This window comes from Streptomyces sp. NRRL F-5630 (genome assembly GCF_000719475.1).
GTDB lineage: Bacteria > Actinomycetota > Actinomycetes > Streptomycetales > Streptomycetaceae > Streptomyces.
Genome location: NZ_JOGO01000008.1, coordinates 1 through 22,186, shown reverse-complemented (window position 1 = coordinate 22,186; position 22,186 = coordinate 1). Strand labels below are relative to the sequence as shown.

Here is a 22,186-nt window from a genome sequence, read left to right as displayed (position 1 = left end):
CATGGAGGGGCGCGTCGGGCGCGTACCCCGCCCGCGTCAGAGCTTGCGGGCCACCAGGAGGGCGGCGCGGGGCGTGCCGTCGGGGCGGTGGCCGAAGTCGTCGAGCGGGACGAGGCACTCGGTGAAACCGGCGCGGAGGAGGTCGGCGCGCACCGCGCTGTAGGGCCACGTGCGGTAGTACATGACGAACGGCGGCCTGCGCAGCGCGTTGCGCACGCGCATCGCCGCGTCGAAGCCGCTCGCGGCCCACCACGCGGGAGCACTCGCCGACAGCGGCGCGGCGAGCGGGAAGGCGAGGACGCCGCCCGGACGCAGCGACTGGCGGACCCGGGCGAAGAGCCTGGGGCGGTCGTCGGGCAGGAAGTGGCCGAAGGCGCCGAAGCTCACCGCGAGGTCGTAGCCCTCGCGGAAGGGCAGCGCCATCGCGTCGGCCCGGACCCAGTCCACGGCGGGCGGCCCCGTCACGGGGTGGGTCCGGGCGGCGACGTTCCGGGCCACGTCGAGCATCCCGGCGCTGAAGTCGACCCCCGTCACGCGCCGACGGCACAGCGGGAGCAGCGTGCGCAGTCCCGCGCCGGTGCCGGTGCACAGGTCGAGGCCGTCGTCGAAGGGCCCGAGCGGGCGCAGCGCCTTCGTGACGGCGTGCAGCCAGGGCTCGGGAGTGCGGAAGGGCGTCGCGTCGAACTTGGGGGCGAGCAGGTCGTACCCCTGCTCGACGGAGGAGAGCGCCTGGGTGGCCAGCTCGCGGAGGGTCGGTCCCTGAGAGGTGAACACCCGGCAGAGCGTAGTTGTCCAGGGACGGCCTGTGCGGGAGGCGGGAGGAATGCGTGTGAGGGGGGTGCGGAGGGGCTTCCCGCGTGGGGCGGCTGTTCACCTCCGCGATGCGCGGGTACTCGGCGAAGAGGCGGGAGCGTATTCAGTCCCCGACACCGAGCATTTCATCCATTCAGGCCCATATGAGCCCTTTCGGATGATACGCGGAACAGCTTAGGGGGTATCCGTTTCCTATGGACACGACCCAGTGGAACCTGGCGGCCGGAACGGCCGCGATCATCATGCCGATCATCGGCGTGTTCGTCGTCGCGGTGCTCATCGCGGCCTTCGCCTACGGGCGCAGGCTCCGGGCGCGCCAGCCCGCCCCGCCCAAGCCCGACGAGCAGCCGCACCTGCCCGAGGGCGGCCCGATCGGCGAGGAGCGCGAGCGGCGCGAGCCGGACGAGATGGAGCCCCGCGAGGCGCGGCTGACCCCGCACGAGCTGAACGGCGGCGGGACCGGGAAGGACCGGCGCAGCTCCTCGCAGAAGGAGCGCAAGTGGGACGAGAACAGCAGCGGCGGCTTCGGGAGCGGCGGCTTCGGCTGAGTCCGCCCGCAACGGGGACACGGGGCCGTACCCGGAGGGCCGCACTCACGCGTTCGCGCGGGGTGCGGCCCTCTTGTGCGTCGCGCAGCCGTGTCCGCCGCGCCACGAACGGGAGGGCCGCACGCCGGGAGAGCATGACGGGCCGTGGGCAAGGCAGTGAGCTGAGGGGGGCGTCGACGCGAAGGGCGTGTCCCCGCTCCTCTACGACCTGAGCGCACCTCGGCTTCGCGCTTCGGGAGCCCGCCCGCGCGACCGTCGCAAGGAGGCGGTACGGGCCGAGGCGCCGCGAGGGGGCGGACGGTGCGGCAGTGGCCAGGGCGCCCGGGAGGAACGGACGGTGCCGCACTGCTCCTGGCACCGCTCAGTCCCTACGGCTCGCGACAGGAGTTGGTGCGGCGCGCAGAGAGAAGCACCGCGCGCCGAGGCGCGCGGCCGTCCACCGCTGTAGGGACGACGTGCCCCGCGGACGGACACGACGGCCCGCGAGCGCGGCGGTACCGGCTCGCGGGTCGGAGGCCGGGCCTCTCGTCAGGTCAACCGCGCGGGCCCGCCGCCTTCTCGGCCACCGGCGTGACATGCGTATCGACACGGTTCATGCACGCGAGGCAGTAGCGCTCACCGGCGTCGCTCGGGGCGGGCGGGGCATCGGGCACGTGGGCGCCGCACAGCGCCTTGTTCCCTGCGTCCATCGCGTGCCACACGAGGGACGGGGCTCCCCCGGCATCCTGGGTCGCCTTCAATATGCGCACGGTTCCTCCTCTCGGCCCGGACGCTCGTCCGGCTCTTCCAGAGAACCCCCGCCCGCCCCTTGGCGCACCCGGAGCGGATGCCTCGTGCCTCTCGCGGTGCCCCCGGCGCCCGTCCTGACGTGGCACGGGGCGGCACGGGAGGCGGTCGGCGGGACGTCACCCGATTGGGCGCGAGCCGTCCGCCGGGCTCGGGAAACCCCGCGCGGACGCGCCCTGCCGCGCACTACGGTCCCTCTCAGTCGCGAAGGAGGACGATGCGCCGGATACACCCGGAAGGGCTCCACCCGACCCCGGGCTACAGCCATGTCACCGTGGCCCCCGCCGGGCCGACCGCCTACCTGTCGGGCCAGTGCCCGCTCGACGCGGAGGGGCTGCTCGTCGGCGCTGGTGACGTCCTGGCCCAGACCGAACAGGTCGTGGCGAACGCGCTGCGGGCTCTCGCCGCCGCGGGCGCCGGCCCGTCCGACGTGGTGCGGGCCGTCGTCCACGTACGGACGGACGACACGGCGACGCTCGCCGCGGTCTGGCGGCACCTGCGGGCCTCGGCGCTCGGTCCGGCGCTCACGAGCGCGGCGACCCTCCTCGGCGCCTCGGCGCTCGGCTACGAAGGTCAACTGGCCGAGGTGGACCTGACGGCGGTGCTTCCGGCGGCTTGACACCCGCACGGCACGAGGGGCCGGGGCAAGCGCGCCGCGAGAGGGGCACGAAGGCGCCGTCGCACACCGCGAACCCCGCAAGAAGGAGCACCCGGGGGCTCCCGCCCCAGTGGTCCGCCCGCCCCGCGAGCCCCGCGCCAGCGGGTCGCCCAGCCCGCGACGCCCCGTATGTGCGGGCGCAGGGCCCCCGACCGCCGTTGCCTCAGCGTCGTGTGACGCCGCGTCCACCCTCCTCGTTGCCCGGTCGGCGGTGGTCGCGGGCCAGGACGAGGCCGAGCAGGGCGACGAGGGCGCCCGTGCCGCTGAGGACGTGCAGGGCGACTTCGAGCGGGCCGCGTTCGACGGCGACACCGAGTGCGAGGTTCGCCCCCGCGCACGCGAGCAGCACTCCCCACAGCAGCCCCTTGCGCATGGCCGGTCCTCCCTCCACGACGATCACGGGTCGTCCGCGTTCCGACGCGCGCGGTGGGCGAGGCAACCTCGAACCGCCTCCGCGCATCTAGATGATCTATTCCAAGGGGTTAGTGGTCGTAGGCGGTCAGTGAGCGTAGGACGGGCTGTCCGGTGTGGTCGTTGTGCCAGATCGCGGCTGTGAGCGCGAGGATGCGCTGCATGACGCGGGCGATGACACCGCCGGGTGTGCGCCCTCGGTGCTGTTCGAGATCGAGTTGGCCCTTGAAGGTCTCGTTGACCGACTCGATGACCTGCCGCAACGGCCTGAACAGGGGTGCTCCGGGCCGTTCCGGCTCGCCTTTGCGGGCCGGCCGCAGCAGCCGGATGTCCTGCTCGGCCAGTTCGTGTTCGAAGCCCCGGCCGAAGTAGTTCTTGTCTCCGATCAGCGTCTGGCCGGGCCGGGCGGTGACAAGTTCCGGTTCGGCGGCGAGAAGGTCCAGCAGGGTCTCGCGCTCGTCGGCCTTGGCCCCGGTCAGGGAGAAGGCGACGGGCAGGCCCTGGAGGGTGCACACCAGGTGCAGTCGCAGGCCCCAGAAGAAGCGGCTGTGGCTGGCGCAGTAGGCGTACTCGGCCCATCCGGCCAGGTCGGAACGTTTGACGGTCTCGCGGGAGCGGCCGCATTCCACCGGCGTGGAGTCCACGCTCCACACGTTGTCGCTCCACACGGAGGTGTCGGCGGCCAGCAGTCGGGTGACGCGCCGCAGCAGACCGGCGGCCTTTCGCAGCCGCTTGTTGTAGCCGGGCTGCTTGGGCAGGTACGGGAACAGATGTCGCAGGTGGGAGCGGGCGTGCCGGAGCCACCTGGCCTCGGAGGTGAAGCCGAGCATGGCCTGCATCATCGCCAGGGTCACCAGCTCGGCATCGCTGAGCTGCGGCGCAATGCCCACGGCTGGCCGCCATGGCCCGAACTGCGGCGAACCCTTCAGCAGATCATCGGTCGTCACGTAGAGCGCGGTCGCGAGGGAGTCCAACTCTGTCTTCACGCACCGACATTGGACTCCCTCGCGTCGACTGAGCAGGGGTCGTGGCAATCCCGGCGTGGATACCTTCGACTACGGTGTCAGCACGATCCTGCCGAAGACCTCGCCCGCGTCCATTTTCTGGTGCGCCAGCACGGCTGCGTCCAGTGGCAGCACCTCGTGCACCACTGTTTCGATCTCGCCCCGGCTCGCTGCGGCGAACTGCTCGCTCCGCACGGCACGCCGTTCGGCTGCGGTGACGGTGGCTGCGCTGAAAGCGGCGAAGGACATCGACTTCTGGAACGCCGCCATGATCTTCGTGCCGAAGTCCGCCGGTGGCTGGCCTGCGACAGCGCCCACGGCCACCATGCGGCCGTTCGGGTTGAGCCGGTCGAAGAACGACGGCATGTCCTTGCCGGCCACCACGTCGATGATGACGTCATAGCCTGCGGGAGATGGTTCCCCTCCGTCGCCGGAGCGGTCCAGCACGTGGGTCGCGCCGAGGCGTCGCAGTTGCTCGCCGCGCTCGGCCGAGGAGGTGGTGACCGCCACTGCGGCGGCGGCGCCGCGAGCGGCGAGTTGCACTGTCATGATCCCGATGCTGCCGGCTGCACCACGCACCAGGACCGTCTCCCCGGGAGCGAAGTGGGCGTGGCGGAGCCCGAAGTGGGCCACCACGCCGGAACTGCCGAGTGTCACCGCATCGACTGCGGACAGGTTCACGGGCAGGGGAACGATCTCCTCGACCGGCGCGAGGGCCTGTTCGGCGTAGCCTCCGCCGGTGCCGGTGAAGGCCCACACCTGCCGGCCGATCCACGACGCGTCGACGCCGTCGCCGACCGCAGTCACGGTGCCCGCCACCTCGCTGCCCGGGATGTGGCCCTCCTTGAAGCCGTAGGCGGCCAGGGCCCCGCTTCTGATCACGGTGTCGACGCCACCGACGCCCACCGCCTCGGTGGCTATCAGTACCTGCCCGGCAGCTGGTGCGGGTACCGGCAGGCCGACAATGGCCAGACCGTCAGGACTTCCGAACGTCTGGATCGAGATTGCCTTCATTGTGGTCTCCAGGTTCTCGGACCGCTCAAGCACGAGAGCTTCTGCGTCTCGGACGGTAACGGACGCTCCCGTCCGTTTAGGTAAAGTGAGAGTGGTGACCGACCGTTTGCCTCATACGTTGCGTTCCGACGCGCTGGACAACCGCGAACGCATCCTCGGCGCGGCCCGAGCGCTGTTCTCCGCCGATGGCCTGGACGTGCCGATGCGGGAGGTCGCGCGGCGTGCCGGGGTGGGACCTGCCACCTTGTACCGTCGCTTCCCGACCAAGCAGATGCTGGTCGCCGAGGCCTTCGCGGACCAGCTGAATGCATGTCGCGCCATTGTCGACGAGGGGTGCGCCGATCCTGATCCGTGGCGTGGCCTGTGCCTGGTGATCGAGAGGATCTGTGAGCTGCATGCACGCGATCGGGGCTTCACCGAAGCCTTCCTGTCGAGCTACCCGGGGGTGAAGGATGTCGCCGCAGGCCGTGAGTACACGGTGAAAGCAGTCGCCGAATTGGCTCAGCGAGCCAAGGAAGCGGGGCGCCTGCGGTCCGACTTCGTCCTGGACGACCTGATTCTCATACTCATGGCTAACAAGGGGATCCACGCCACATCGACCGCCAGCCAGGTCAAGGCCTCCCGACGCTTTGCAGGGTTGGTGATCCAGGCGTTCGAAGCCTGCCCTCGGCACGCACCACTACCGCCAGCGGCACGGCTGGCATCCGCAGCACCGGACAGCACCTGACCGTGGGCGAGCGGTATTTACGCTCGACGCACGAACCACTGAACCCCTTGGAATAGATCATCTAGAGAGACGCATGTACCCCCTCCGGGTTCCCCGTTCGCGTCGCCGTCTCACTATGAACCGGCTGTATACACCGCGTGTATAGTCATCGCCGAAGACGCGACCCGGCTGCGGACGCCGCCCTGACCTGCTCTCTTCCCGTGCACAGGGGCGGCGGCGCCCGGTCGCCCCGGCACCCCGCCCGACCGAAGGAAGTACCGCCATGCCCGCTCTGACCCGTCCCACTCGACACCGCGGCCGTGCCAGGGTCGCCGCGCTCACCGCGAGCGCCGCGCTCGCGCTCGGACTGAGCGGCTGCACGAGCCTGCACACGGTCACTCCGGCCAGCGAGCGCGGGCACGCCTCGGCGACCGTCCTCATGGCCGATCAGCCCGTGGACTGCCGCAAGGCCAAGTGCATCGCGCTCACCTTCGACGCGGGACCCAGCAAGCACACCCCGCGGCTGCTCAGGATCCTCAAGGAGAAGAAGGTCCACGCCACCTTCTTCCTGCTCGGCAAGAACCACATTGAGCGCTACCCCGAGCTCGTCAAGCAGATCTCCGACGAGGGCCACGAGGTCGCCGAGCACACGTGGTCGCACCGCAGGCTCACGGACCTGCCGGAGAAGGAGGTGCGCCGGGAGCTGTCGCGCACCCAGGACGCCGTCAAGGACCTCACCGGCAAGGCCCCCGTCCTGATGCGCCCGCCGCAGGGCCGCACGAGCGACGAGGTCTCGGAGATATGCAAGGAGTTCGGGATAGCCCAGGTGCTCTGGAGCGCGACCGCTAAGGACTACTCGACGACGGACTCGAAGCTCATCGAGAAGCGCATACTCGACCAGTCCGGGCGGGACGGCGTGATCCTCCTGCACGACCTGTACGACGGGACCGTGCCCGCCGTGCCGCACATCATCGACGCGCTGGAGGCGAAGGGCTACACCTTCGTGACCGTGCCCGAGCTGATGGCCCCCGGGGCGCCGAAGCCGGGTCAGGTCTACCGGCCCTGACGCCCCGCCACACACGACCGGTTCAGAACTCCTCGTGCGTCTCCGGGTCGCCGCCGAGCCTGCGCTCGGGGCGCTCGCCGATGCGCCGCAGGTCCTCGTCCGAGAGCTCGAAGCCGAAGACGTCGAGGTTGGCGCGCTGACGGTCCGGGTCGGCGGACTTCGGCACCGGGAGGGCACCCAGCTGGAGGTGCCAGCGCAGCACCGCCTGGGCGGGGGTGACCCCGTGGCGCGCGGCCACCTCGCCGATCGCGGGGTCGTCGAGCAGTTCACTGCCCCGGCCCAGCGGACTCCAGCTCTGCGTCACGATCGCCTTCTCACGGTGGAAGGTACGCAGTTCGTCCTGCGGGAGCAGCGGGTGCATCTCGACCTGGTTGACGGTGGGGAGCACGCCCGTCTCGGCCTCCAGGCGGCGCACGTGCTCCGGCGTGAAGTTCGAGACCCCGAGGGAGCGGACGAGGCCCTCCTCGCGGAGCTTGATCATCGCGCGCCAGGAGTCCACGTACTTGTCGACGCGGGGCAGCGGCCAGTGGATGAGGTAGAGGTCCACGTACTCGACGCCGAGGCGCTGCCGTGACGCCTCGAAGGACTTCAGCGTCTCCTCGTAGCCGTGGTCGCGGCCGGGGAGCTTCGTCGTGACGTACAGCTCCTCGCGCGGCAGTCCGCAAGCCGCGAAACCGCGCCCGGTGCCGGTCTCGTTGCGGTAGTTGACCGCCGTGTCGAAGAGGCGGTAGCCGGCCGCGGCGGCGGTGCGGACCGCGCTCTCCGCTCCGGCGTCGTCCAGCGGGTACGTGCCCAGGCCGAGCGCGGGCAGGCGGTGGCCGTCGCTCAGGCCGCGCAGCGGGGCGGGGGTCGTCATACGGGCGTACTCCTCGTGGCGGGGCCCGGCGGGCCCGTTCCCCTCCTCACCTACCACGCGTCCCGGCCGCCACACGCGTACGGGGGCCGCTCCCCCGCCGTACGCGAGTGAACGGCCCCCCGGACGGCGCGTCAGCAGACGCTGTCGGACGGCTTGGGGTTGCCCAGGCCGAAGAGCGGGCGCAGCTTGAGGCCCGCGTACGTGCCGAGGAGCGCGACGGCGCCCCAGATCCAACCGTGCAGGCTGCCGGAGGCGATGCCCGCGAGGTAGGCGCCGATGTTGCAGCCGCCCGCCATGCGCGCGCCGACGCCCATGAGGACGCCGCCGAGGACACCCGCGAGGGCGGTGCGCGCTGGGATCGAGCGGTGCAGGGTCCACACGCCGCCCGCCGCGGCGGCGACCCCCGCGCCGATCATGATGCCAATGTCGGTGAGGCTGTTCTTGTCGGCGAGGATCGGGCCGTGCAGTTGTGCGGCGTTGCCCGCCTGCTGCCAGTACGCCCAGCCGGAGGGGTCGCCGCCGAGCAGGTCGGCGACGCGGCTGCCCCACAGCGCGAAGGCGCTCGTGACGCCCCAGGCGCCGCCCGAGACGAGGAGGACGCCCGCGCCGAGCACGGCGAGGACGAGGGCACCGGCCCACAGGGTCCAGGAGCCGCGCAGCACGCGCGCGGCGGTCGTGCGCGCGGACGGCGGCACGCCCACCGGCGGCGGGTTGCGGCGGGCCTGGACGCGACGTGCCACGACGTGGACGACGGCGAGGGCCACGAGCGTCACGGCGAGGGAGCCGCCCCAGCCGCCGAAGTGGTCGGAGAAGAGGAAGGGATCGGCGGCGGGGAGGTCGCGCCACAGCTCCCACTGCCAGGCGGCGAGCGTCGAGCCCGCGATGAAACCGGCGAGGGTGAGGACGATCGCGCTCTGTCCCGAGCCGACCGCGAAGAGCGTCCCGGAGGCGCAGGCGCCGCCGAGTTGCATCCCGACGGCGAAGAGGAACGCGCCGATGAGCAGGCCCAGCCCGATCGGTCCCGCGCTGGGCGCGGGCGTGGTGCCGAAGAGGCCGGTCCCGGTACCGATGACGAGTGCGAAGAGCGCTGCCGTCGTGCCGAGGAGGAGGGTGTGGGCGCGCAGCCCGGTGCCGTTGCCGACCGCGATGAGCTGGCGCCAGGCGGAGGTGAAGCCGAAGCGGGAGTGGAAGAGCGCGACGCCCAGGGCGATGCCGAGGAGGAGCAGGGTCGCCGGCTTGGCGCCGTGCGCGGACCACGTCCAGGCCGTGAGACCGGCGCCGATGACGGCGGCGACGGCGAGCGGGACCTTGTTGACGGGGGGCAGGGGCTCGGCCGCGGGGGGCGGGGCGCTCGTGGGGACGGGGGCGAGCGGACCCCTGCGGGTTGCCGGGGTGTCCGCCGTGGGAGCGGGGGCGGTGGTCACGGGGTGCCTTTCGGGCGGGTGGGTGCGGGGCGACGCGGCGCCGACCGGGGAACGGGCGGCTCGCTGGGTGGGACAGAGCTGTCCGGATGGCGGGACGCACGGGGGAAGGTGGTGCGTTCGCCGGGGCGCGCGTACGGACGGGGCAGGGGTCAGCGACGACACAGAGCGTCGTCAACGCTCCAGGAGGTGGCGGCGAAGAGCGCCAGGCTGAGAGTGCGGGCCGGTCCGTGCATGTCGACACGATAATCAGACATATGGCCGACGTCGCCCCCTCATCTCATCATGCGGGACGAAAGCGCTGAGGAGTGAGACAGCCCACGACGAGGGGACGCCATCCGCTCGCCGGGGCCCGCGCCCGGCGGCACCGGGTCCGGCGCCCGAGGGGGCTCCCGGCACCGGCCGGCCCCCGCGCCTCCCCCACCGGAGCCGGGCACGTACCCGACAGCGACCCGGGGGCGGTGCGGGTCCGCCCCGGGGCTCGCGGCGGAGCAACGCGCGCTCCGCGGCCGCGCGTTCGCGCCCCTCCCCCGCTCCGCGCGGGCGTGCCCGCTCGTTACGATGCCGAGCGGCAGCCGTAGACCGACCGACGCCCCCAAGACCGTAGGAGAGCCGGTTCGTGCGAGACATCGCCGTCTTCAGTGGTAGTGCCCATCCCGAACTCGCGGCGGAGGTGTGCCGGCACCTGGACGTGCCGCTCTCGCCCGCGCGGATCAACCGCTTCGCCAACGACTGCCTGGAGGTGCAGCTGGAGGCCAACTGCCGGGAACGCGACGTGTTCCTGATCCAGCCGCTCGTCGCACCCGTGCAGGAGCACCTCGTCGAGCTGCTCATGATGTGCGACGCGGCGCGCGGCGCCTCGGCCGGGCGGATCACCGTCGTCATGCCGCACTACGCCTACGCCCGCTCCGACAAGAAGGACATGCCGCGCATCTCGCTCGGCGGGCGGCTCGTCGCCGATCTCCTCGTGACGGCGGGCGCGAGCCGGGTCCTCGCACTGACCCTGCACTCGCCGCAGGTCCACGGCTTCTTCTCGGTCCCCGTCGACCACCTGCACGCGCTGCGCGAACTCGCCACGCACTTCCGCAAGCTGGACCTGTCGAACACGACGGTGGTCTCGCCCGACCTCGGCAACGCGAAGGAGGCGGCGGCCTTCGCGCGACTGCTCGGCACGCGGGTCGCGGCGGGCGCGAAGCAGCGCTTCGAGGACGACCGGGTCTCGATCAGCGCGGTCATCGGCGAGGTCGCCGACCGCGACGTCATCGTCCTGGACGACGAGATCGCGAAGGGCAGCACGGTCATCGAACTGCTCGACCGGTTGCGCGAGTTGGGGGCGCGTTCGGTACGGGTCGCGTGTACGCACGGGCTCTTCGCCTCGGGCGCGCTCAAGCGGCTGAGCGAGCAGCCGGAGGTCCTGGAGATCGTGTGCACCAACTCGGTGCCCGTCCCCGAGGCGGAGCGCACCGAGAAGCTGACGGTGCTCTCGGTGGCCCCCGCGCTCGCGGAGGCGGTGCGGCGCATCCACGACGGCGAGTCGGTGAGCGCGCTCTTCGACGGGCTGTAGGAGAGGGGCGGGCGGCGTGACCGCGTCTAACGTGCCCGGTCGCCGCTGGTCACGGGTGGCGGCACCGGATGCTCCGTACGGGGGACGGGGCGAAACCACGAGGGCGCTGAGCGGTTGTGCAGCGTGCCCCGCTCACGGGGCACCGGCAGCCCGGTCCCCCGGGCCCGCCGGGTGGTCACGCAGTCCGACTCATCAGGAGCACGTTTCATGAAGAAGTACCTCGCCGCTGCCGCGCTCTCCGCGTCCGTCGCCGGTGTCGCGATGGCCGCGGCCCCCGCCATGGCGCTCGCTGACGACGGCGGCACCACCTCGGCGAGCGGCAACGGTGCCGTGAGCTCGTTCGGCAACGCGGCGACCGCGGGTGACCAGAGCCCCCAGGCCAGCCTCGTGAGCGACAGCCTCAACAAGCTGTGCCTGGGCGTCCCGGTCAAGGTCAACGCCGGTTCCATCGTCGGCCTGGTCCCGGTCGCCGTCCAGGACATCAACGTCCTCTCCTCGCCGCAGAACCAGCAGTGCGCGGACAACTCCTCGCAGGCGAAGGGCGACGAGCCCCTCTCGCACCTCCTGGACGACATCCCGGTCCTCTCGGCGAACGGCGTGCGCAACGACTGACCGCCCCGCGGGTCCCGGTGGCCGGCCCCCTCCGTACGAGGTCCGTACGCGGGGGAGCCGGCCACCGTCGTTTCAGCCCCCGGCGCGCTCCGCGAGCCGCGCCCGCTGGGGCTCCACGACGTAGCGCGGGTCCTCGGTCGAGGCGACTCCGGCGGCGAAGACGCCGAAGCGGGTGCAGGCGGAACCGGCGAGGAGCGCGAGCCCGCCGAGCGCGGTCCCCGTCCTGCCGAGGCGCGGCCCGGCGAGCGCGGCGGCGGCGCCCGCGACGGTGAGCGCGCGGGCGGTACGGAGCAGAGTGCCGGCGCGCCCCTCGCGCCAGGTCTCCGCGACGGGCTCCCCGAGCGCCCGCTCGGCACGACGGCTCGGGAAGAGGTCCCCGGCGGCGGCGAGGGCCGCAGCGCAGCGCGCGGGGCCGTGCTCGCGCGGGGGGCCGAGGACGAGGGCAGCTCCGGAGGCGGCGGCGGTCGCCGAGGCGGCGAAGAGATAGGGGAGTTCGCGGTGGACGCCGTGCCAGGCGGGCACGGCGGTGTCGGCCGCGAGCACGGCGGTGTACGTGGCGACGGTCGAGCCGGTGAGCGCCGCGCCGAGCGTCGCGGCGGTGCCGAGTCGGGGCAGGCGGCCCGAGACAGCGCTGAGCGCGGCGAGGCCGGCGCAGGACCCGTACCCGCTCAGGAGCCAGGAGCCGACGCTCATGGGCGACGTGGGCTTGAAAACCCGCAGCATGTTGACGAAGCGGGCCGGTCGGCCGAGGTCGTGGACGAGGGCGGCGGCCGAGAGCCCGATGGCGCCGAGCGAGGAGAGCTTGAGCGCGCTCGCCGTCGTGTGCCGTCCGGTGAGGTGGGCTCCGGCGGCGAGCACGGAGCCCGCGCCCGCGAGGCCGCCGAGGAAGAAGTACCCGGCGATGTCGCTCGCGGCCCAGGACGGCTTCTTGAGGATGGGGCGACCGTAGTACGAGGTGAACTCGGCGCGGGGGACGAGGAGTCGTTCGCCGCGCCCGCCCTTGCGGCGGCGGGGGCGCTCTGGCCGGCTCTCGGCGGGGGCGGTCATCGGCGGGCCTTCCGGAGGGCGGCGAGAGCGGCGGGGAGGAGGTGGGCGGTGGTCGCCGTGGTCAGCAGGCCGAGCGCGGCGATCCCCGCGTGCTTCCACATGGCGGGCAGGTCGCGGGTCGTGACGACGGGGTCCGGCGGGAGCCCGTAGACCTCGGGTTCGTCGAGGAGGAGGAAGAAGGCGCCGTCGCCGCCCACCCCGTCGTCCGGTTCGTGGCCGTAGAGGCGGGCCTCGGTGACGCCCGCCTCGTGGAGCTGGTCGACCCGGAGGGCGGCGCGTTCGCGGAGTTCGTCGAGCGGCCCGTACTGGATGGACTCGGTGGGGCACGCCTTGGCGCAGGCGGGTTCCTGGCCCGCGCCGAGCCGGTCGTAGCACATCGTGCACTTGAAGGCGCGGCCGTCGCCCTCGCGCTGCTCGATGACGCCGTAGGGACAGGCGCTGACGCAGTAGCCGCAGCCGTTGCAGATGTCCTGCTGGACGACGACGGTGCCGAACTCGGTGCGGAAGAGGGAGCCGGTCGGGCAGACGTCGAGGCAGGCGGCGTGCGTGCAGTGCTTGCAGACGTCCGAGGACATGAGCCATCGCACGCCCTGCGCGGGCAGGCCCTGCCCCGGGTCGGCGAGCGGGAGGCTCGTGCGGTCGCCCGGTCCGGGCGGCCCGGTGACCTCCACGGGGCGGGCCTGTTCGACGAAGGCGACGTGCCGCCAGGTCGAGGCGCCGAGCTCCTGGGTGTTGTCGTAGGACATGGCACTCAGGCTCAGCCCGTCCTCGGGGACGGTGTTCCACTCCTTGCACGCGACTTCGCAGGCTTTGCAGCCGATGCACACGGAGGTGTCGGTGAAGAAGCCGACGCGGGGCGGGTGCGCCTCGTAGCCCGCGTCTGCCGCCGGGTCGGGCTCGGGTCCCGAGAGGAGGCTCTCGGTGGGGGGTGCGGTGTCGGTCATCGGGACTCCTCGGCGTGCGGGCGCTCGGTACCGGTGCGCGCGGTGATCCCGGCGCGGCGGCGGTAGTCGGCGACGAGGGCGGGCAGCGCGGGCCCGCGGGGGCGGCGGCCCGGGCGGATGTCGGCGGTGAGGGCCTTGTCCTCCTGGATGTGCGCGTCGGCGTCGAGGCTGATCGCCATGAGCTCGTTGGCCGCGTCGCCGGTGACGACACCGTTCGGGCCCCAGTGGAAGGGCATCCCGATCTGGTGGATCGTGCGGCCGTGGACGCGCAGGGGCTTCATGCGCTCGGTGACGAGGACGCGGGCCTCGATCGCGTTGCGGGCGGTGATGAGGGTCGCCCAGCCGCCGTGCGTGAGCCCGCGCTGCCGCGCGAGTTCCGGCGAGAGCTCGCAGAAGAACTCCGGTTGCAGCTCGGCGAGATACGGCGACCAGCGGCTCATGCCACCCGCCGTGAAGTGTTCGGTGAGACGGTGGGTCGTCACGATGTACGGGTAGACGTCGCTGCCCGGTTCGTCGCCGCTCGGGTGGTAGCGGTTGCCCTCGTGGGGCAGGACCTGGCGGGCGGGGGCGCGCGAGACGGCGCCGTAGAGCGGGTTGCGGAAGGGCGAGTCCTGCGGCTCGTAGTGCGCGGGCAGCGGGCCGTCCTCCAGACCGGCGGGGGCGAAGAGCCAGCCCTTGCCGTCGGCCTGCATGATGAACGGGTCGTCCCCCGCCAGCGCGTCCACGCCCTCGGCGTCAGGGGGCGGCCGGTGGCCCGGGGCGAGGCCGGGCGGGAAGTCGGGGACGTCGTAGCCGGTCCACTTCCCGTTGTCCGCGTCCCACCACACGGCTTTCTTGCGGTCGCTCCACGGGGTTCCGTCGGGTGCGGCGGAGGCGCGGTTGTAGAGGATGCGGCGGTTGGCGGGCCAGGCCCAGGCCCACCGCGTCGCCGTCCAGTCCTGCTCCGTGTGGGGGGTGCGGCGCGCGGCCTGGTTCACGCCGTCCGCGTAGATGCCGCAGTAGATCCAGCAGCCGCACGAGGTGGAGCCGTCGTCCTTGAGCTGGGTGTAGGCGGAGAGCGGGCCGCCACCGCGCACCTTGCCGTTGATCTCGGCGAGCACCGCCTCCGCCACCGGTTCCCTGAGCGGCCCTTCGACGGGGTAGTCCCAGGTGACGTCCTGAACGGCCTTGTCGCGCGGGTCCGTGGAGGTGGCGAGGCGTTCCTTGATACGGCGCCCGAGGTGGTACATGAACCACAGGTCGCTGCGTGCGTCGCCCTCGGGCTCGACGGCGGCGTGCCGCCACTGCACCCAGCGGTTGGTGTTGGTGAAGGACCCGGACTTCTCGGTGTGCGCGGCGGCGGGGAAGAAGAAGACCTCGGTGGGGATCTGCTCGGTGCGCAGTTCGCCGGTCTCGATCTCGGGGCCGTCCTGCCACCAGGTCGCGGATTCGATGAGGCTGAAGTCGCGGACGACGAGCCAGTCGAGGTTCGCCATGCCGAGGCGTTGCAGACGGGTGTTGGCGGACCCCACGGCGGGGTTCTCGCCCATGAGGAAGTAGCCCTTGCAGGTGCCGTCGAGCTGCGCCATGACGGTCTCGTAGGTGTTGTGCGAGCCGGTGAGCCGGGGCAGGTGGTCGAAGCACCAGTCGTTCTCCTCGGTCGCCGCCTCACCGAACCATGCGGTGAGCAGGCTCACGAAGTACGCGCGCATCTCGGCCCAGAAACCCTTGCCCGTGCGGCTCGCCTCGATGAACTCGTCGAGCGTCTCGTGGCTGTGCGCGTGCGGCATCGGCAGGTAGCCGGGGAGGAGGTTGAAGAGGGTCGGGATGTCGCTGGAGCCCTGGATGGAGGCGTGGCCGCGCAGCGCCATGATGCCGCCGCCCGGGCGGCCGATGTTGCCGAGCAGGAGCTGGAGGATGCTGGCCGCGCGGATGTACTGGGAGCCGACGGTGTGCTGGGTCCAGCCGACCGCGTAGCAGAAGGCGGTGGTGCGTTCGCGTCCGGAGTTGCTCGTGACCGCTTCGCACAGTTCGTCGAAGAGGGCGCGCGGGATGCCGCACGTCTCGGCGACGAGTTCCGGCGTGTAGCGCGTGAAGTGCCTCTTGAGGATCTGGTAGACGCAGCGGGGGTGCTGGAGGGTCTCGTCGCGCGGCGGTTTGGTGACCGCCTGCGCTCCGCCGGAGCCGTGCGTCTCCGAGCCGGCGTAGTTCCCCGCACGTTCCTCGTACAGCGCGTCGGGCTCGCCCGCGGGTGCCTGGACGTCGGCGCCCTCGTACTGCCAGCTGAGGGGGTCGTAGGCGCCCTTTTCCGGGTCGTAGCCGGAGAAGAGGCCGTCGAGGTCCTCCGTGTCGCGGAAGTCCTCGCCGACGATGGTCGCGGCGTTCGTGTAGCGCACGACGTACTCGCGGAAGTCCTTCTCCTCGGTGAGCACGTGGTTGATGAGCGCGCCGAGCAGCACGATGTCGGTCCCGGCCCGGAGCGGGATGTGCATGTCGGCGAGGGCGCTCGTCCGGCTGAAGCGCGGATCGACGTGGATGACCTTGGCGCCGTGCTTCTTCGCCTCCATGACCCACTGGAAGCCGACGGGGTGGGCCTCGGCGAAGTTGGAGCCCTGGATGATGACGCAGTCGCTGTGCTGGAGGTCCTGCAGGAACGTCGTCGAGCCGCCGCGCCCGAAGGAGGTGCCGAGCCCGGAGACGGTGGAGCTGTGGCAGACGCGCGCCTGGTTCTCGACCTGGACGACGCCGAGCGCGGTCAGGAACTTCTTGATGAGGTAGTTCTCCTCGTTGTCGAGCGTCGCGCCGCCGAGGCTCGCGATGCCCATCGTGCGCGCGGTGCGCTTCCCGTCGCGTTCCCACTCCCAGGTCTCGGCACGGGTGCGGATGACGCGTTCGGCGACCATGTCCATCGCCGTCTCCAGGTCGAGCGGCTCCCAGTCGGTGCCGTAGGGCCTGCGGTAGAGCACTTCGTGGCGGCGCGCGGAGCCGGTCGTGAGCTGGAGCGAGGCGGCGCCCTTGGGGCACAGGCGGCCCCGGCTGACCGGTGAGTCCGGGTCGCCCTCGATCTGCACGACCTTCTCGTTCTTGACGTACACCTGCTGGGCGCAGCCGACGGCGCAGTACGGGCACACCGAGCCCACGACGCGGTCCGCGGTCGCGCTGCGGGGCCGCAGCCCGTCGCTCACGGACGAGCGCGCGGCGTGCCCCCGGCCGAGCGGGTCGGTCCCGGTGAGCTGCCGGTAGACCGGCCAGTCGGTGATCCAGGTGCGCAGACCCATCGCGTACTCCCGTGACGGCGGCTCCGGCCGGAGCCGGACGGTTCCCCTCCCGACCTTCCCCGTGAGCACGGGGTCCTGCGAGCGGGCGGGCCCCGGCCGGGTGGCGCGGCTTCGGCACCCGCCCGGGCGATGCGGTAGCGGGTGCCCGCCCCTGGGCCGCCGAACCGTGACCGGACCGAATTCGTGGCGGGCGCACGGAGTCTGGCGGTGGTTAGGCTGGCCGGGTGAGGCTCGGGGGCGGGGCGGCGGGCGGCGGGCGAGGGCTGGGGGACGGGATGGCCGCGGGGGCGGAGGAGGGCGAGGAGCTACCGGGCGCGGAGGGCCGCGCCGGGGGGAGCGGCGTGTGGGGCCCGGACGTCGTCGAGGTGCGGGCGGGCGGAGCGTGGGCGCCCGGCGCGGAGGGCACCGAGGTCCGGGCGTATCCGGCGGACGTGCGTGCGGCGGTGCGGCACCCGCTCGCGTTCCTGGCCTCGGCGCGGCCGTGGCGGTGTCTGCTCTTCGTCCTCGCGGGACTGCCGCTGGGCCTGACGGTGCTCGCCGGGCTCGCCGCCGTCCTGGGGGTCGCCCTCGTCCTCACGCCGGCCGGGATCGGCCTGCTCGTCCCGGTGGGATGTCTGCTGCTCGGGCTGCCGACGGCGCGGATCGAGGCACGCAGGCTGCGGCTGCTGGGCGTGCGGCAGCGGCCACCCCGGCGGCGGCTGCCGCGTCCCGGGCGGCGGGGCTGGTCGCGGGCACGGCTCGGTGAGCCCGCGACGTGGTGGCAGTGCGGGTACGCGCTCGTGCCGGGGACGCTGTACGCGGGCGCGGGCGCCGTGCTGCTCGCGCTGCTCGCCCTCGCGGGGGTCCTCCTGGTGACGCCGCTCGTCGTGTGGGCGCTCTCCCCCGAGACCGTCATGATTCTCCCCGGCCGGCCCGCCCCCGGAGGGTGGGCCGGGCTGTGGTTCACCGGCGCCGGGCTCGTCCTCCTCGTCGTCCTGGCGTGGCCGACGCTGCTGCTCGCCGCGGCCGAGGCCCGCCTCGCGCGGGCGATGCTGGCCCCGCGCGCGGGCGACCGGGTCGTCGAGCTGACCCGGTCCAGGGTCAGGCTCGCCGACGCCTTCGAGGCCGAGCGCCGCCGCATCGAGCGGGACCTGCACGACGGGGCGCAACAGCAGCTTGTGGCCCTCACGATGACGCTCGGCCTGGCGCGGAGTGAACTGGGCGGGGACGAGGCACCGGGCGCGGCACTCGTGGAGCGGGCGCGGGGTGAAGCGCGGCGCGCGCTCGAACAGTTGCGGGAGCTGGTGCGCGGCATTCATCCGCAGGTGCTCACGGATCACGGGCTCGCGGCGGCGGTCGAGGAGGTGGCGCTTGGCGGGCCGCTCCCCGTACGAGTGGACATCGCGCTGCCGCACCGGCTGCCCGCGCGGGTCGAGTCGACGGCGTACTTCACGATCGCGGAGGCGCTGACGAACGCGGTGCGGCACGGCGGCGGCACGCAGGCCGCGGTGAGCGCGCGGCTGCGCGGCGGCCGGCTCGTGCTGCGGGTGTGGGACGACGGCGTGGGCGGAGCCGATCCGGCGGCGGGCAGCGGGCTGCTCGGACTCGCGGAGAGACTCGCCGTCCTGGACGGGCGGCTGGAGGTGTCGAGCCCGAAGGGCGGGCCGACGGAGGTACGGGCGGAGGTGCCGTGCGAGGAGTAGCGGTGGAGGCGTGGTGCGCGTAGTGCTCGCGGAGGACGCGGTGTTGCTGCGGGCGGGGCTCGTGGAACTGCTCGAACGGGCCGGGCACGAGGTGGTCGCCGCGGTGGGCGAGGCCGAGACGCTGCGGCAGGCGGTGGAGCGCGAGCGGCCCGGCATCGTGGTGACGGACGTGCGGATGCCGCCGGGGTTCCGGGACGAGGGGCTGCGCGCGGCGCTCGCGCTGCGCGCCGCGCACCCCGGGCTGCCGATCCTGGTCCTGTCGCAGTACGTCGCCTCGGCGTACGCGACGCGGCTCGTGCTGGAGAGCCCGCCCGGGGGCGGCCTCGGCTACCTCCTGAAGGACCGCGTGGGCGAGGTCGCCGAGTTCCTCGACGCGCTGCGGCGGGTGGGCGCGGGTGAGACGGTCATCGACCCGGAGGTGGTACGGGTCCTGCTCGGCCACCGCGCGGCGACGCACCCGCTCGGCAGGCTCACCCCGCGCGAGCGGGAGGTCCTCGCGCGCATGGCGGAGGGCGGCACGAACCAGTCGATCGCGAAGACCCTCGGCGTGACCGAGGCGGCGGTCGTCAAGCACGCGAGCAACATCTTCATGAAGCTCGACCTCGATCCGGCCGAGGGCAACCGCCGGGTCCTCGCGGTCCTGGCCCACCTGCGGGCACACGAGTGAGGCGGGTGACCCGTCCGGGAAACCGCTGCCCCGTGACGAGGGGAGCGGCTGCCGCGAGGTAGGCGAAACCCCACCACCGCACTCCACCTACCGCCCGTGACCTGGGCTTTCGCTCCTCCTGGAATGGAGGGATGACTCTCAGACAACTGCGGGGGAGCCGGACGTGTGCCGGTGTCCCGGGCCGCGTGTGGTGTGCCGTCCTCCTCCTGTGCGGTGGCTACGCGCTCGGGCTGTGCGCGGTGAGCACGCAGGGCCCGCACCGGGTGTGGGGCGGCTGCGCGGGGGGCGGGTACGCGCTCGCGGCGTGGTGCGCGGCGCGGGGGCGGGGGAGGTGGGCCGTGCGGTGCGCGGTGGGCGGGGCGCTCGTGGTGCCGGGGGTGTATCTGCTCGCGCGCGGGGCCGGGCAGAGCGAGGTGTTCGTCCTGGAACGGGCCGCGCACCACCTCGTCTCGACGGGGACGCCGTACGAGAGCGAGCCGGTCAGCGTGCGCGGCTACACCCCGTACCTGCCGGGCGCCGCGCTGCTCGGGCTGCCTTCGCTCGTGTTCCCCGGGCCGTGGGGGGACGCGCGGCTGTGGTGCGCCGTGGTGTTCCTCGGGTGTCTGTGGGGGGCGCGGCCGGTGAGCGGTGCGCCGCGGTACGGGCGAGGGCTCGCCGTACTGTGCGCGGCGCCGCCCTTCGCACTGGCCTGCGTGGTGAGCGGAGTCGATCTGCCGGTGGCGGGGGTGTGTGTCCTGGGGCTGGCCCTCGCGGGGCGCGGCCGGGCGGGCCGGGCGGGCGTGGTGCTCGGACTCGGGTGCGCGGTGAAGTGGACGGTGTGCCCGGCGCTGGCGGTGGCGGGCGCGCTGCTCGTGGGGCGCGCGCGTCCCCGTTCCGGTGCCCGCGCCCTCGCCGCCCTGGCCCTCGGCGCCTGCGGTCCCCTCGCCGTCCTCGTCCTGCCCTGGGCCCTCGCGAGCCCCGGCGTGCTCGTGGAGCAGGTCTTCGCCTTCCCCTCCGGGCACGGGCGGCTCGCGACCCCGGCCGCGAGTCCGCTGCCCGGTCAGCTTCTCGCGGGGCTCGGTCCGGGCGGATGGTGGTGCGCGCTGGTGCTGCTGCTGCTCGCGGCGAGCGGGATGGGGTGGTGGCTGCTGCGCAGGCCGCCGGGCACGGCGGGTGCGGCGGCGGTGCGGCTCGCGGTGGGGCTGAGTTCCGCCTTCGCGCTCGCGCCCGCCTCGCGCTTCGGCTACTTCCTCGTGCCCTTCGTCCTGGCGGGCTGGGCACGCCTCGTGGCCGGGGGCGCTGCGCAGAGCGGGACGGGACGGGACGGGGCGGACGTTTCACCAGGTGGGAAGGGCCTTGCTGGGCCCACCGGTCACAGGAAGGGAACGACGACCGCCTAGAGTGCCCGTCATGACGGAGGGGATACGCACCGCCCCCGGCGGTGTGCAGGCACGGGGGCGGCACAAGAAGAAGAGCGGACTCGCACGTTCCTCGCTGCTCATGGCGGCCGGCACGATGGCGTCCCGGGCGACGGGGCTGATCCGCCAGGTGCTCCAGGGGGTGGCGCTCGGGACGGGCCTCCTCGCGAGCACCTACAACACGGCGAACACGGTCCCCACGAGCCTGTACACCCTGCTCATCGGCGGGGCGCTCAACGCGGTCCTCGTGCCGCAGCTGGTGCGGGCGAGGATGCGCGACGCCGACGGGGGTCTCGCCTACGAGCAGCGACTCGTCACGCTCGTCCTGGTGGTACTCGGCATCGGCTCGGTCGCCGCGGTCCTCGCCGCGCCGCAGATCGTCAGCGTGTACCTGCCCGACACCCCGGACCAGCACGAGGCGTACCAGCTGACGGTGACGTTCGCGCGGTACCTGCTGCCGCAGATCTTCTTCTACGGGCTGTACGCGATCTACGGGCAGGTGCTCAACGCGCGCGAACGCTTCGGCGCGATGATGTGGACCCCCGTCCTCAACAACTTCGTCCTCATCGCGATGTTCGGCGGCTACCTGACGCTCCTGACGGTGCCTTCGGACGTCGCGGGCGTCACGGCGCTGCACGTGCGCTGGCTCGGGATCGGCACGACGGGCGCGCTCGCGCTCCAGGCGCTCGCGCTCGTCCCCTTCGCGCGTGCCGCGGGTTTCCGGTTCCGGCCGCGCTTCGACTGGCGCGGCACGGGGCTCGGCCCGTCGCTCGCGGCGGCGCGGTGGACGCTGCTCTTCGTCCTCGCGAACCTGACGGCGATGACGGTCGTGACGCACTACGCGAACCTCGTCGACACGCAGGCCCCGGACGCGGGCGCGGGCTACTCGGCGTACTCGTACGCGCAGACGATCTGGATCCTGCCGCAGTCGCTCGTGACGGTGTCCGTGGTGACGGCGCTGCTGCCCCGGCTGAGCCGCGCGGCGGCGGCCGGCGAGCTGAGGCAGTTGCGCGGCGACCTCGCGCGGGCGCTGCGGATGACGAACGCGTTCATCGTGCCCGCGGCCTTCCTCTTCGCCGCGCTCGGCCCGGAGATCGCCGTGCTGCTCTTCCAGCACGGCGCGGTGAAGACGACGGTGCCGCTCGGTCAGATGCTCCAGGTGCTCGGGCCCGGGCTCATCCCCTTCTCGATGCAGTTCGTGCTGCTGCGCGGTTTCTACGCCTTCGAGGACACGCGGACGCCGTTCTTCATGGCCGCGCTCATCGCGGTGGTGAACATCGTGCTCGCCTACGCGTGTCACGTGCTGCTCCCGGCGAAGTCGGCGGTCGTCGGGATGGCCGCGGCGTACGGCGTGAGCTATCTCGTGGGGCTCGTGGCCACGACGAAGCTGCTGCGCAAGAAGACCCGCAGACGCCTCGGCGGCAAGCTCGTCTCGGCGCACTTCCGGCTCTTCCTCGCCTCGGGCGTCGCCGCGCTCGTCGCGGCGTGGGTGGTGCGCATCGCCGAGCGGCCCGGCACCGTGGGCCTGGCGATCGCCCTGGTGGCGGCGCTGCTCGTGGCCGGAGTGGTGTACCTGCTGCTGGCGCGGCTCCTCGGCATCCGCGAGCTGGACCGCTTCACGCGCAGGAAGGCCGCCTAGGGCGTCTCTTTCGGATCTTGGTTCAGAAGGGTCTGCACGTGGCCTGCCCGCACCTATATTGGCGAGGTGGATCAAGCCGAAGCGAGCGGTCAGG

The 22,186-nt window shown here is 73.0% G+C and carries 20 protein-coding genes; 10 read left to right on the top strand and 10 right to left on the bottom strand.

What is annotated here, in order from left to right; all coding sequences use genetic code 11:
- Positions 1-36: 36 nt before the first annotated feature.
- Positions 37-774: a class I SAM-dependent methyltransferase gene (locus IF99_RS0105975; RefSeq protein ID WP_030995283.1), complete on the bottom strand. Its 738-nt coding sequence runs from the start codon at positions 772-774 to the stop codon at positions 37-39.
- A 233-nt stretch (positions 775-1,007) separates the two neighbouring features.
- Here IF99_RS0105975 and IF99_RS0105970 point away from each other — a divergent pair, with 233 nt between their 5' ends.
- The gene (locus IF99_RS0105970) at positions 1,008-1,361 is read left to right on the top strand and encodes a DUF6479 family protein (protein ID WP_030995282.1); all 354 of its coding nucleotides are present in this window, start codon (positions 1,008-1,010) and stop codon (positions 1,359-1,361) included.
- Between the two features lie 533 nt (positions 1,362-1,894).
- Here IF99_RS0105970 and IF99_RS0105965 read toward each other — a convergent pair.
- The gene (locus tag IF99_RS0105965; protein ID WP_234340596.1) at positions 1,895-2,110 is read right to left on the bottom strand and encodes a hypothetical protein; all 216 of its coding nucleotides are present in this window, start codon (positions 2,108-2,110) and stop codon (positions 1,895-1,897) included.
- Positions 2,111-2,364: 254 nt separating this feature from the next.
- Here IF99_RS0105965 and IF99_RS0105960 point away from each other — a divergent pair, with 254 nt between their 5' ends.
- Entirely contained in the window at positions 2,365-2,766 is a 402-nt protein-coding gene (locus IF99_RS0105960) for a RidA family protein (protein WP_030995280.1), read from the top strand.
- Positions 2,767-2,968: 202 nt separating this feature from the next.
- Here IF99_RS0105960 and IF99_RS0105955 read toward each other — a convergent pair whose 3' ends face one another.
- From IF99_RS0105955 to IF99_RS0105945, 3 genes are all read right to left on the bottom strand, one after another.
- Positions 2,969-3,178: a hypothetical protein gene (locus IF99_RS0105955; protein ID WP_030995279.1), complete on the bottom strand. Its 210-nt coding sequence runs from the start codon at positions 3,176-3,178 to the stop codon at positions 2,969-2,971.
- 109 nt (positions 3,179-3,287) lie between these two features.
- Complete coding sequence (locus IF99_RS0105950; protein WP_030995278.1) at positions 3,288-4,202, bottom strand: IS982 family transposase; 915 nt, start codon at positions 4,200-4,202, stop codon at positions 3,288-3,290.
- Positions 4,203-4,271: 69 nt separating this feature from the next.
- Positions 4,272-5,234 (bottom strand): zinc-binding dehydrogenase, encoded by a 963-nt coding sequence (locus tag IF99_RS0105945; protein ID WP_030995277.1) that lies wholly within the window; start codon positions 5,232-5,234, stop codon positions 4,272-4,274.
- 94 nt (positions 5,235-5,328) lie between these two features.
- Between IF99_RS0105945 and IF99_RS0105940 the strand changes: the two genes are divergently transcribed.
- Together IF99_RS0105940 and IF99_RS0105935 are read left to right on the top strand one after the other, a co-directional pair.
- Complete coding sequence (locus IF99_RS0105940; protein ID WP_030995276.1) at positions 5,329-5,961, top strand: TetR/AcrR family transcriptional regulator; 633 nt, start codon at positions 5,329-5,331, stop codon at positions 5,959-5,961.
- A 262-nt stretch (positions 5,962-6,223) separates the two neighbouring features.
- Positions 6,224-7,006 (top strand): polysaccharide deacetylase family protein, encoded by a 783-nt coding sequence (locus IF99_RS0105935; RefSeq protein ID WP_030995275.1) that lies wholly within the window; start codon positions 6,224-6,226, stop codon positions 7,004-7,006.
- A 22-nt stretch (positions 7,007-7,028) separates the two neighbouring features.
- On the opposite strand, the gene IF99_RS0105930 is transcribed toward IF99_RS0105935, so the two are convergent.
- A complete protein-coding gene (locus IF99_RS0105930; protein ID WP_030995274.1) occupies positions 7,029-7,862 on the bottom strand; it encodes an aldo/keto reductase in 834 nt (277 codons plus the stop codon).
- 131 nt (positions 7,863-7,993) lie between these two features.
- Positions 7,994-9,286, bottom strand: coding sequence for a YeeE/YedE family protein (locus IF99_RS0105925; RefSeq protein ID WP_030995273.1), 1,293 nt, complete (start codon positions 9,284-9,286; stop codon positions 7,994-7,996).
- 616 nt (positions 9,287-9,902) lie between these two features.
- Between IF99_RS0105925 and IF99_RS0105920 the strand changes: the two genes are divergently transcribed.
- Together IF99_RS0105920 and IF99_RS0105915 are read left to right on the top strand one after the other, a co-directional pair.
- The gene (locus tag IF99_RS0105920; RefSeq protein ID WP_030995272.1) at positions 9,903-10,847 is read left to right on the top strand and encodes a ribose-phosphate diphosphokinase; all 945 of its coding nucleotides are present in this window, start codon (positions 9,903-9,905) and stop codon (positions 10,845-10,847) included.
- A 207-nt stretch (positions 10,848-11,054) separates the two neighbouring features.
- On the top strand, positions 11,055-11,459 hold the full coding sequence (locus IF99_RS0105915) for a rodlin (RefSeq protein WP_030995271.1): 405 nt from the start codon (positions 11,055-11,057) through the stop codon (positions 11,457-11,459).
- A 72-nt stretch (positions 11,460-11,531) separates the two neighbouring features.
- On the opposite strand, the gene nrfD is transcribed toward IF99_RS0105915, so the two are convergent.
- Genes nrfD through fdh form a run of 3 tightly spaced genes read right to left on the bottom strand, consistent with a single transcriptional unit; the run spans position 11,532 to position 16,707 of the window.
- Positions 11,532-12,506: an NrfD/PsrC family molybdoenzyme membrane anchor subunit gene (gene nrfD, locus IF99_RS0105910; protein ID WP_037826512.1), complete on the bottom strand. Its 975-nt coding sequence runs from the start codon at positions 12,504-12,506 to the stop codon at positions 11,532-11,534.
- Positions 12,503-13,450, bottom strand: a complete 948-nt coding sequence (locus tag IF99_RS0105905; RefSeq protein ID WP_030995270.1) for a 4Fe-4S dicluster domain-containing protein — start codon at positions 13,448-13,450, stop codon at positions 12,503-12,505. The genes nrfD and IF99_RS0105905 overlap by 4 nt, the downstream gene beginning before the upstream one ends.
- Positions 13,447-16,707 carry a formate dehydrogenase gene (gene fdh, locus IF99_RS0105900; protein WP_030995269.1) on the bottom strand — a complete coding sequence of 1,087 codons (3,261 nt, stop codon included), beginning with the start codon at positions 16,705-16,707 and terminating at the stop codon, positions 13,447-13,449. The genes IF99_RS0105905 and fdh overlap by 4 nt, the downstream gene beginning before the upstream one ends.
- Before the next feature lie 224 nt (positions 16,708-16,931).
- Here fdh and IF99_RS0105895 point away from each other — a divergent pair, with 224 nt between their 5' ends.
- The 4 genes from IF99_RS0105895 to murJ all read left to right on the top strand — a co-directional run bounded on the left by IF99_RS0105895 (position 16,932) and on the right by murJ (position 22,092).
- Positions 16,932-18,389, top strand: coding sequence for a sensor histidine kinase (locus tag IF99_RS0105895; RefSeq protein ID WP_234340595.1), 1,458 nt, complete (start codon positions 16,932-16,934; stop codon positions 18,387-18,389).
- Positions 18,390-18,399: 10 nt separating this feature from the next.
- Positions 18,400-19,056: a response regulator transcription factor gene (locus IF99_RS0105890; RefSeq protein WP_030995267.1), complete on the top strand. Its 657-nt coding sequence runs from the start codon at positions 18,400-18,402 to the stop codon at positions 19,054-19,056.
- A gap of 131 nt (positions 19,057-19,187) precedes the next feature.
- Positions 19,188-20,435: a glycosyltransferase 87 family protein gene (locus IF99_RS0105885; RefSeq protein ID WP_030995266.1), complete on the top strand. Its 1,248-nt coding sequence runs from the start codon at positions 19,188-19,190 to the stop codon at positions 20,433-20,435.
- 10 nt (positions 20,436-20,445) lie between these two features.
- Positions 20,446-22,092: a murein biosynthesis integral membrane protein MurJ gene (murJ, locus tag IF99_RS0105880; RefSeq protein ID WP_030995265.1), complete on the top strand. Its 1,647-nt coding sequence runs from the start codon at positions 20,446-20,448 to the stop codon at positions 22,090-22,092.
- Positions 22,093-22,186 lie beyond the last annotated feature (94 nt).

Coding starts and splice junctions, on each gene's coding strand:
- IF99_RS0105970 (WP_030995282.1), top strand. CDS start 1,008: ATGGACACGACCCAGTGGAACCTGGCGGCCGGAACGGCCGCGATCATC.
- IF99_RS0105960 (WP_030995280.1), top strand. CDS start 2,365: ATGCGCCGGATACACCCGGAAGGGCTCCACCCGACCCCGGGCTACAGC.
- IF99_RS0105955 (WP_030995279.1), bottom strand. CDS start 3,178: ATGCGCAAGGGGCTGCTGTGGGGAGTGCTGCTCGCGTGCGCGGGGGCG.
- IF99_RS0105945 (WP_030995277.1), bottom strand. CDS start 5,234: ATGAAGGCAATCTCGATCCAGACGTTCGGAAGTCCTGACGGTCTGGCC.
- IF99_RS0105935 (WP_030995275.1), top strand. CDS start 6,224: ATGCCCGCTCTGACCCGTCCCACTCGACACCGCGGCCGTGCCAGGGTC.
- IF99_RS0105930 (WP_030995274.1), bottom strand. CDS start 7,862: ATGACGACCCCCGCCCCGCTGCGCGGCCTGAGCGACGGCCACCGCCTG.
- IF99_RS0105915 (WP_030995271.1), top strand. CDS start 11,055: ATGAAGAAGTACCTCGCCGCTGCCGCGCTCTCCGCGTCCGTCGCCGGT.
- nrfD (WP_037826512.1), bottom strand. CDS start 12,506: ATGACCGCCCCCGCCGAGAGCCGGCCAGAGCGCCCCCGCCGCCGCAAG.
- IF99_RS0105905 (WP_030995270.1), bottom strand. CDS start 13,450: ATGACCGACACCGCACCCCCCACCGAGAGCCTCCTCTCGGGACCCGAG.
- fdh (WP_030995269.1), bottom strand. CDS start 16,707: ATGGGTCTGCGCACCTGGATCACCGACTGGCCGGTCTACCGGCAGCTC.
- IF99_RS0105885 (WP_030995266.1), top strand. CDS start 19,188: ATGACTCTCAGACAACTGCGGGGGAGCCGGACGTGTGCCGGTGTCCCG.
- murJ (WP_030995265.1), top strand. CDS start 20,446: ATGACGGAGGGGATACGCACCGCCCCCGGCGGTGTGCAGGCACGGGGG.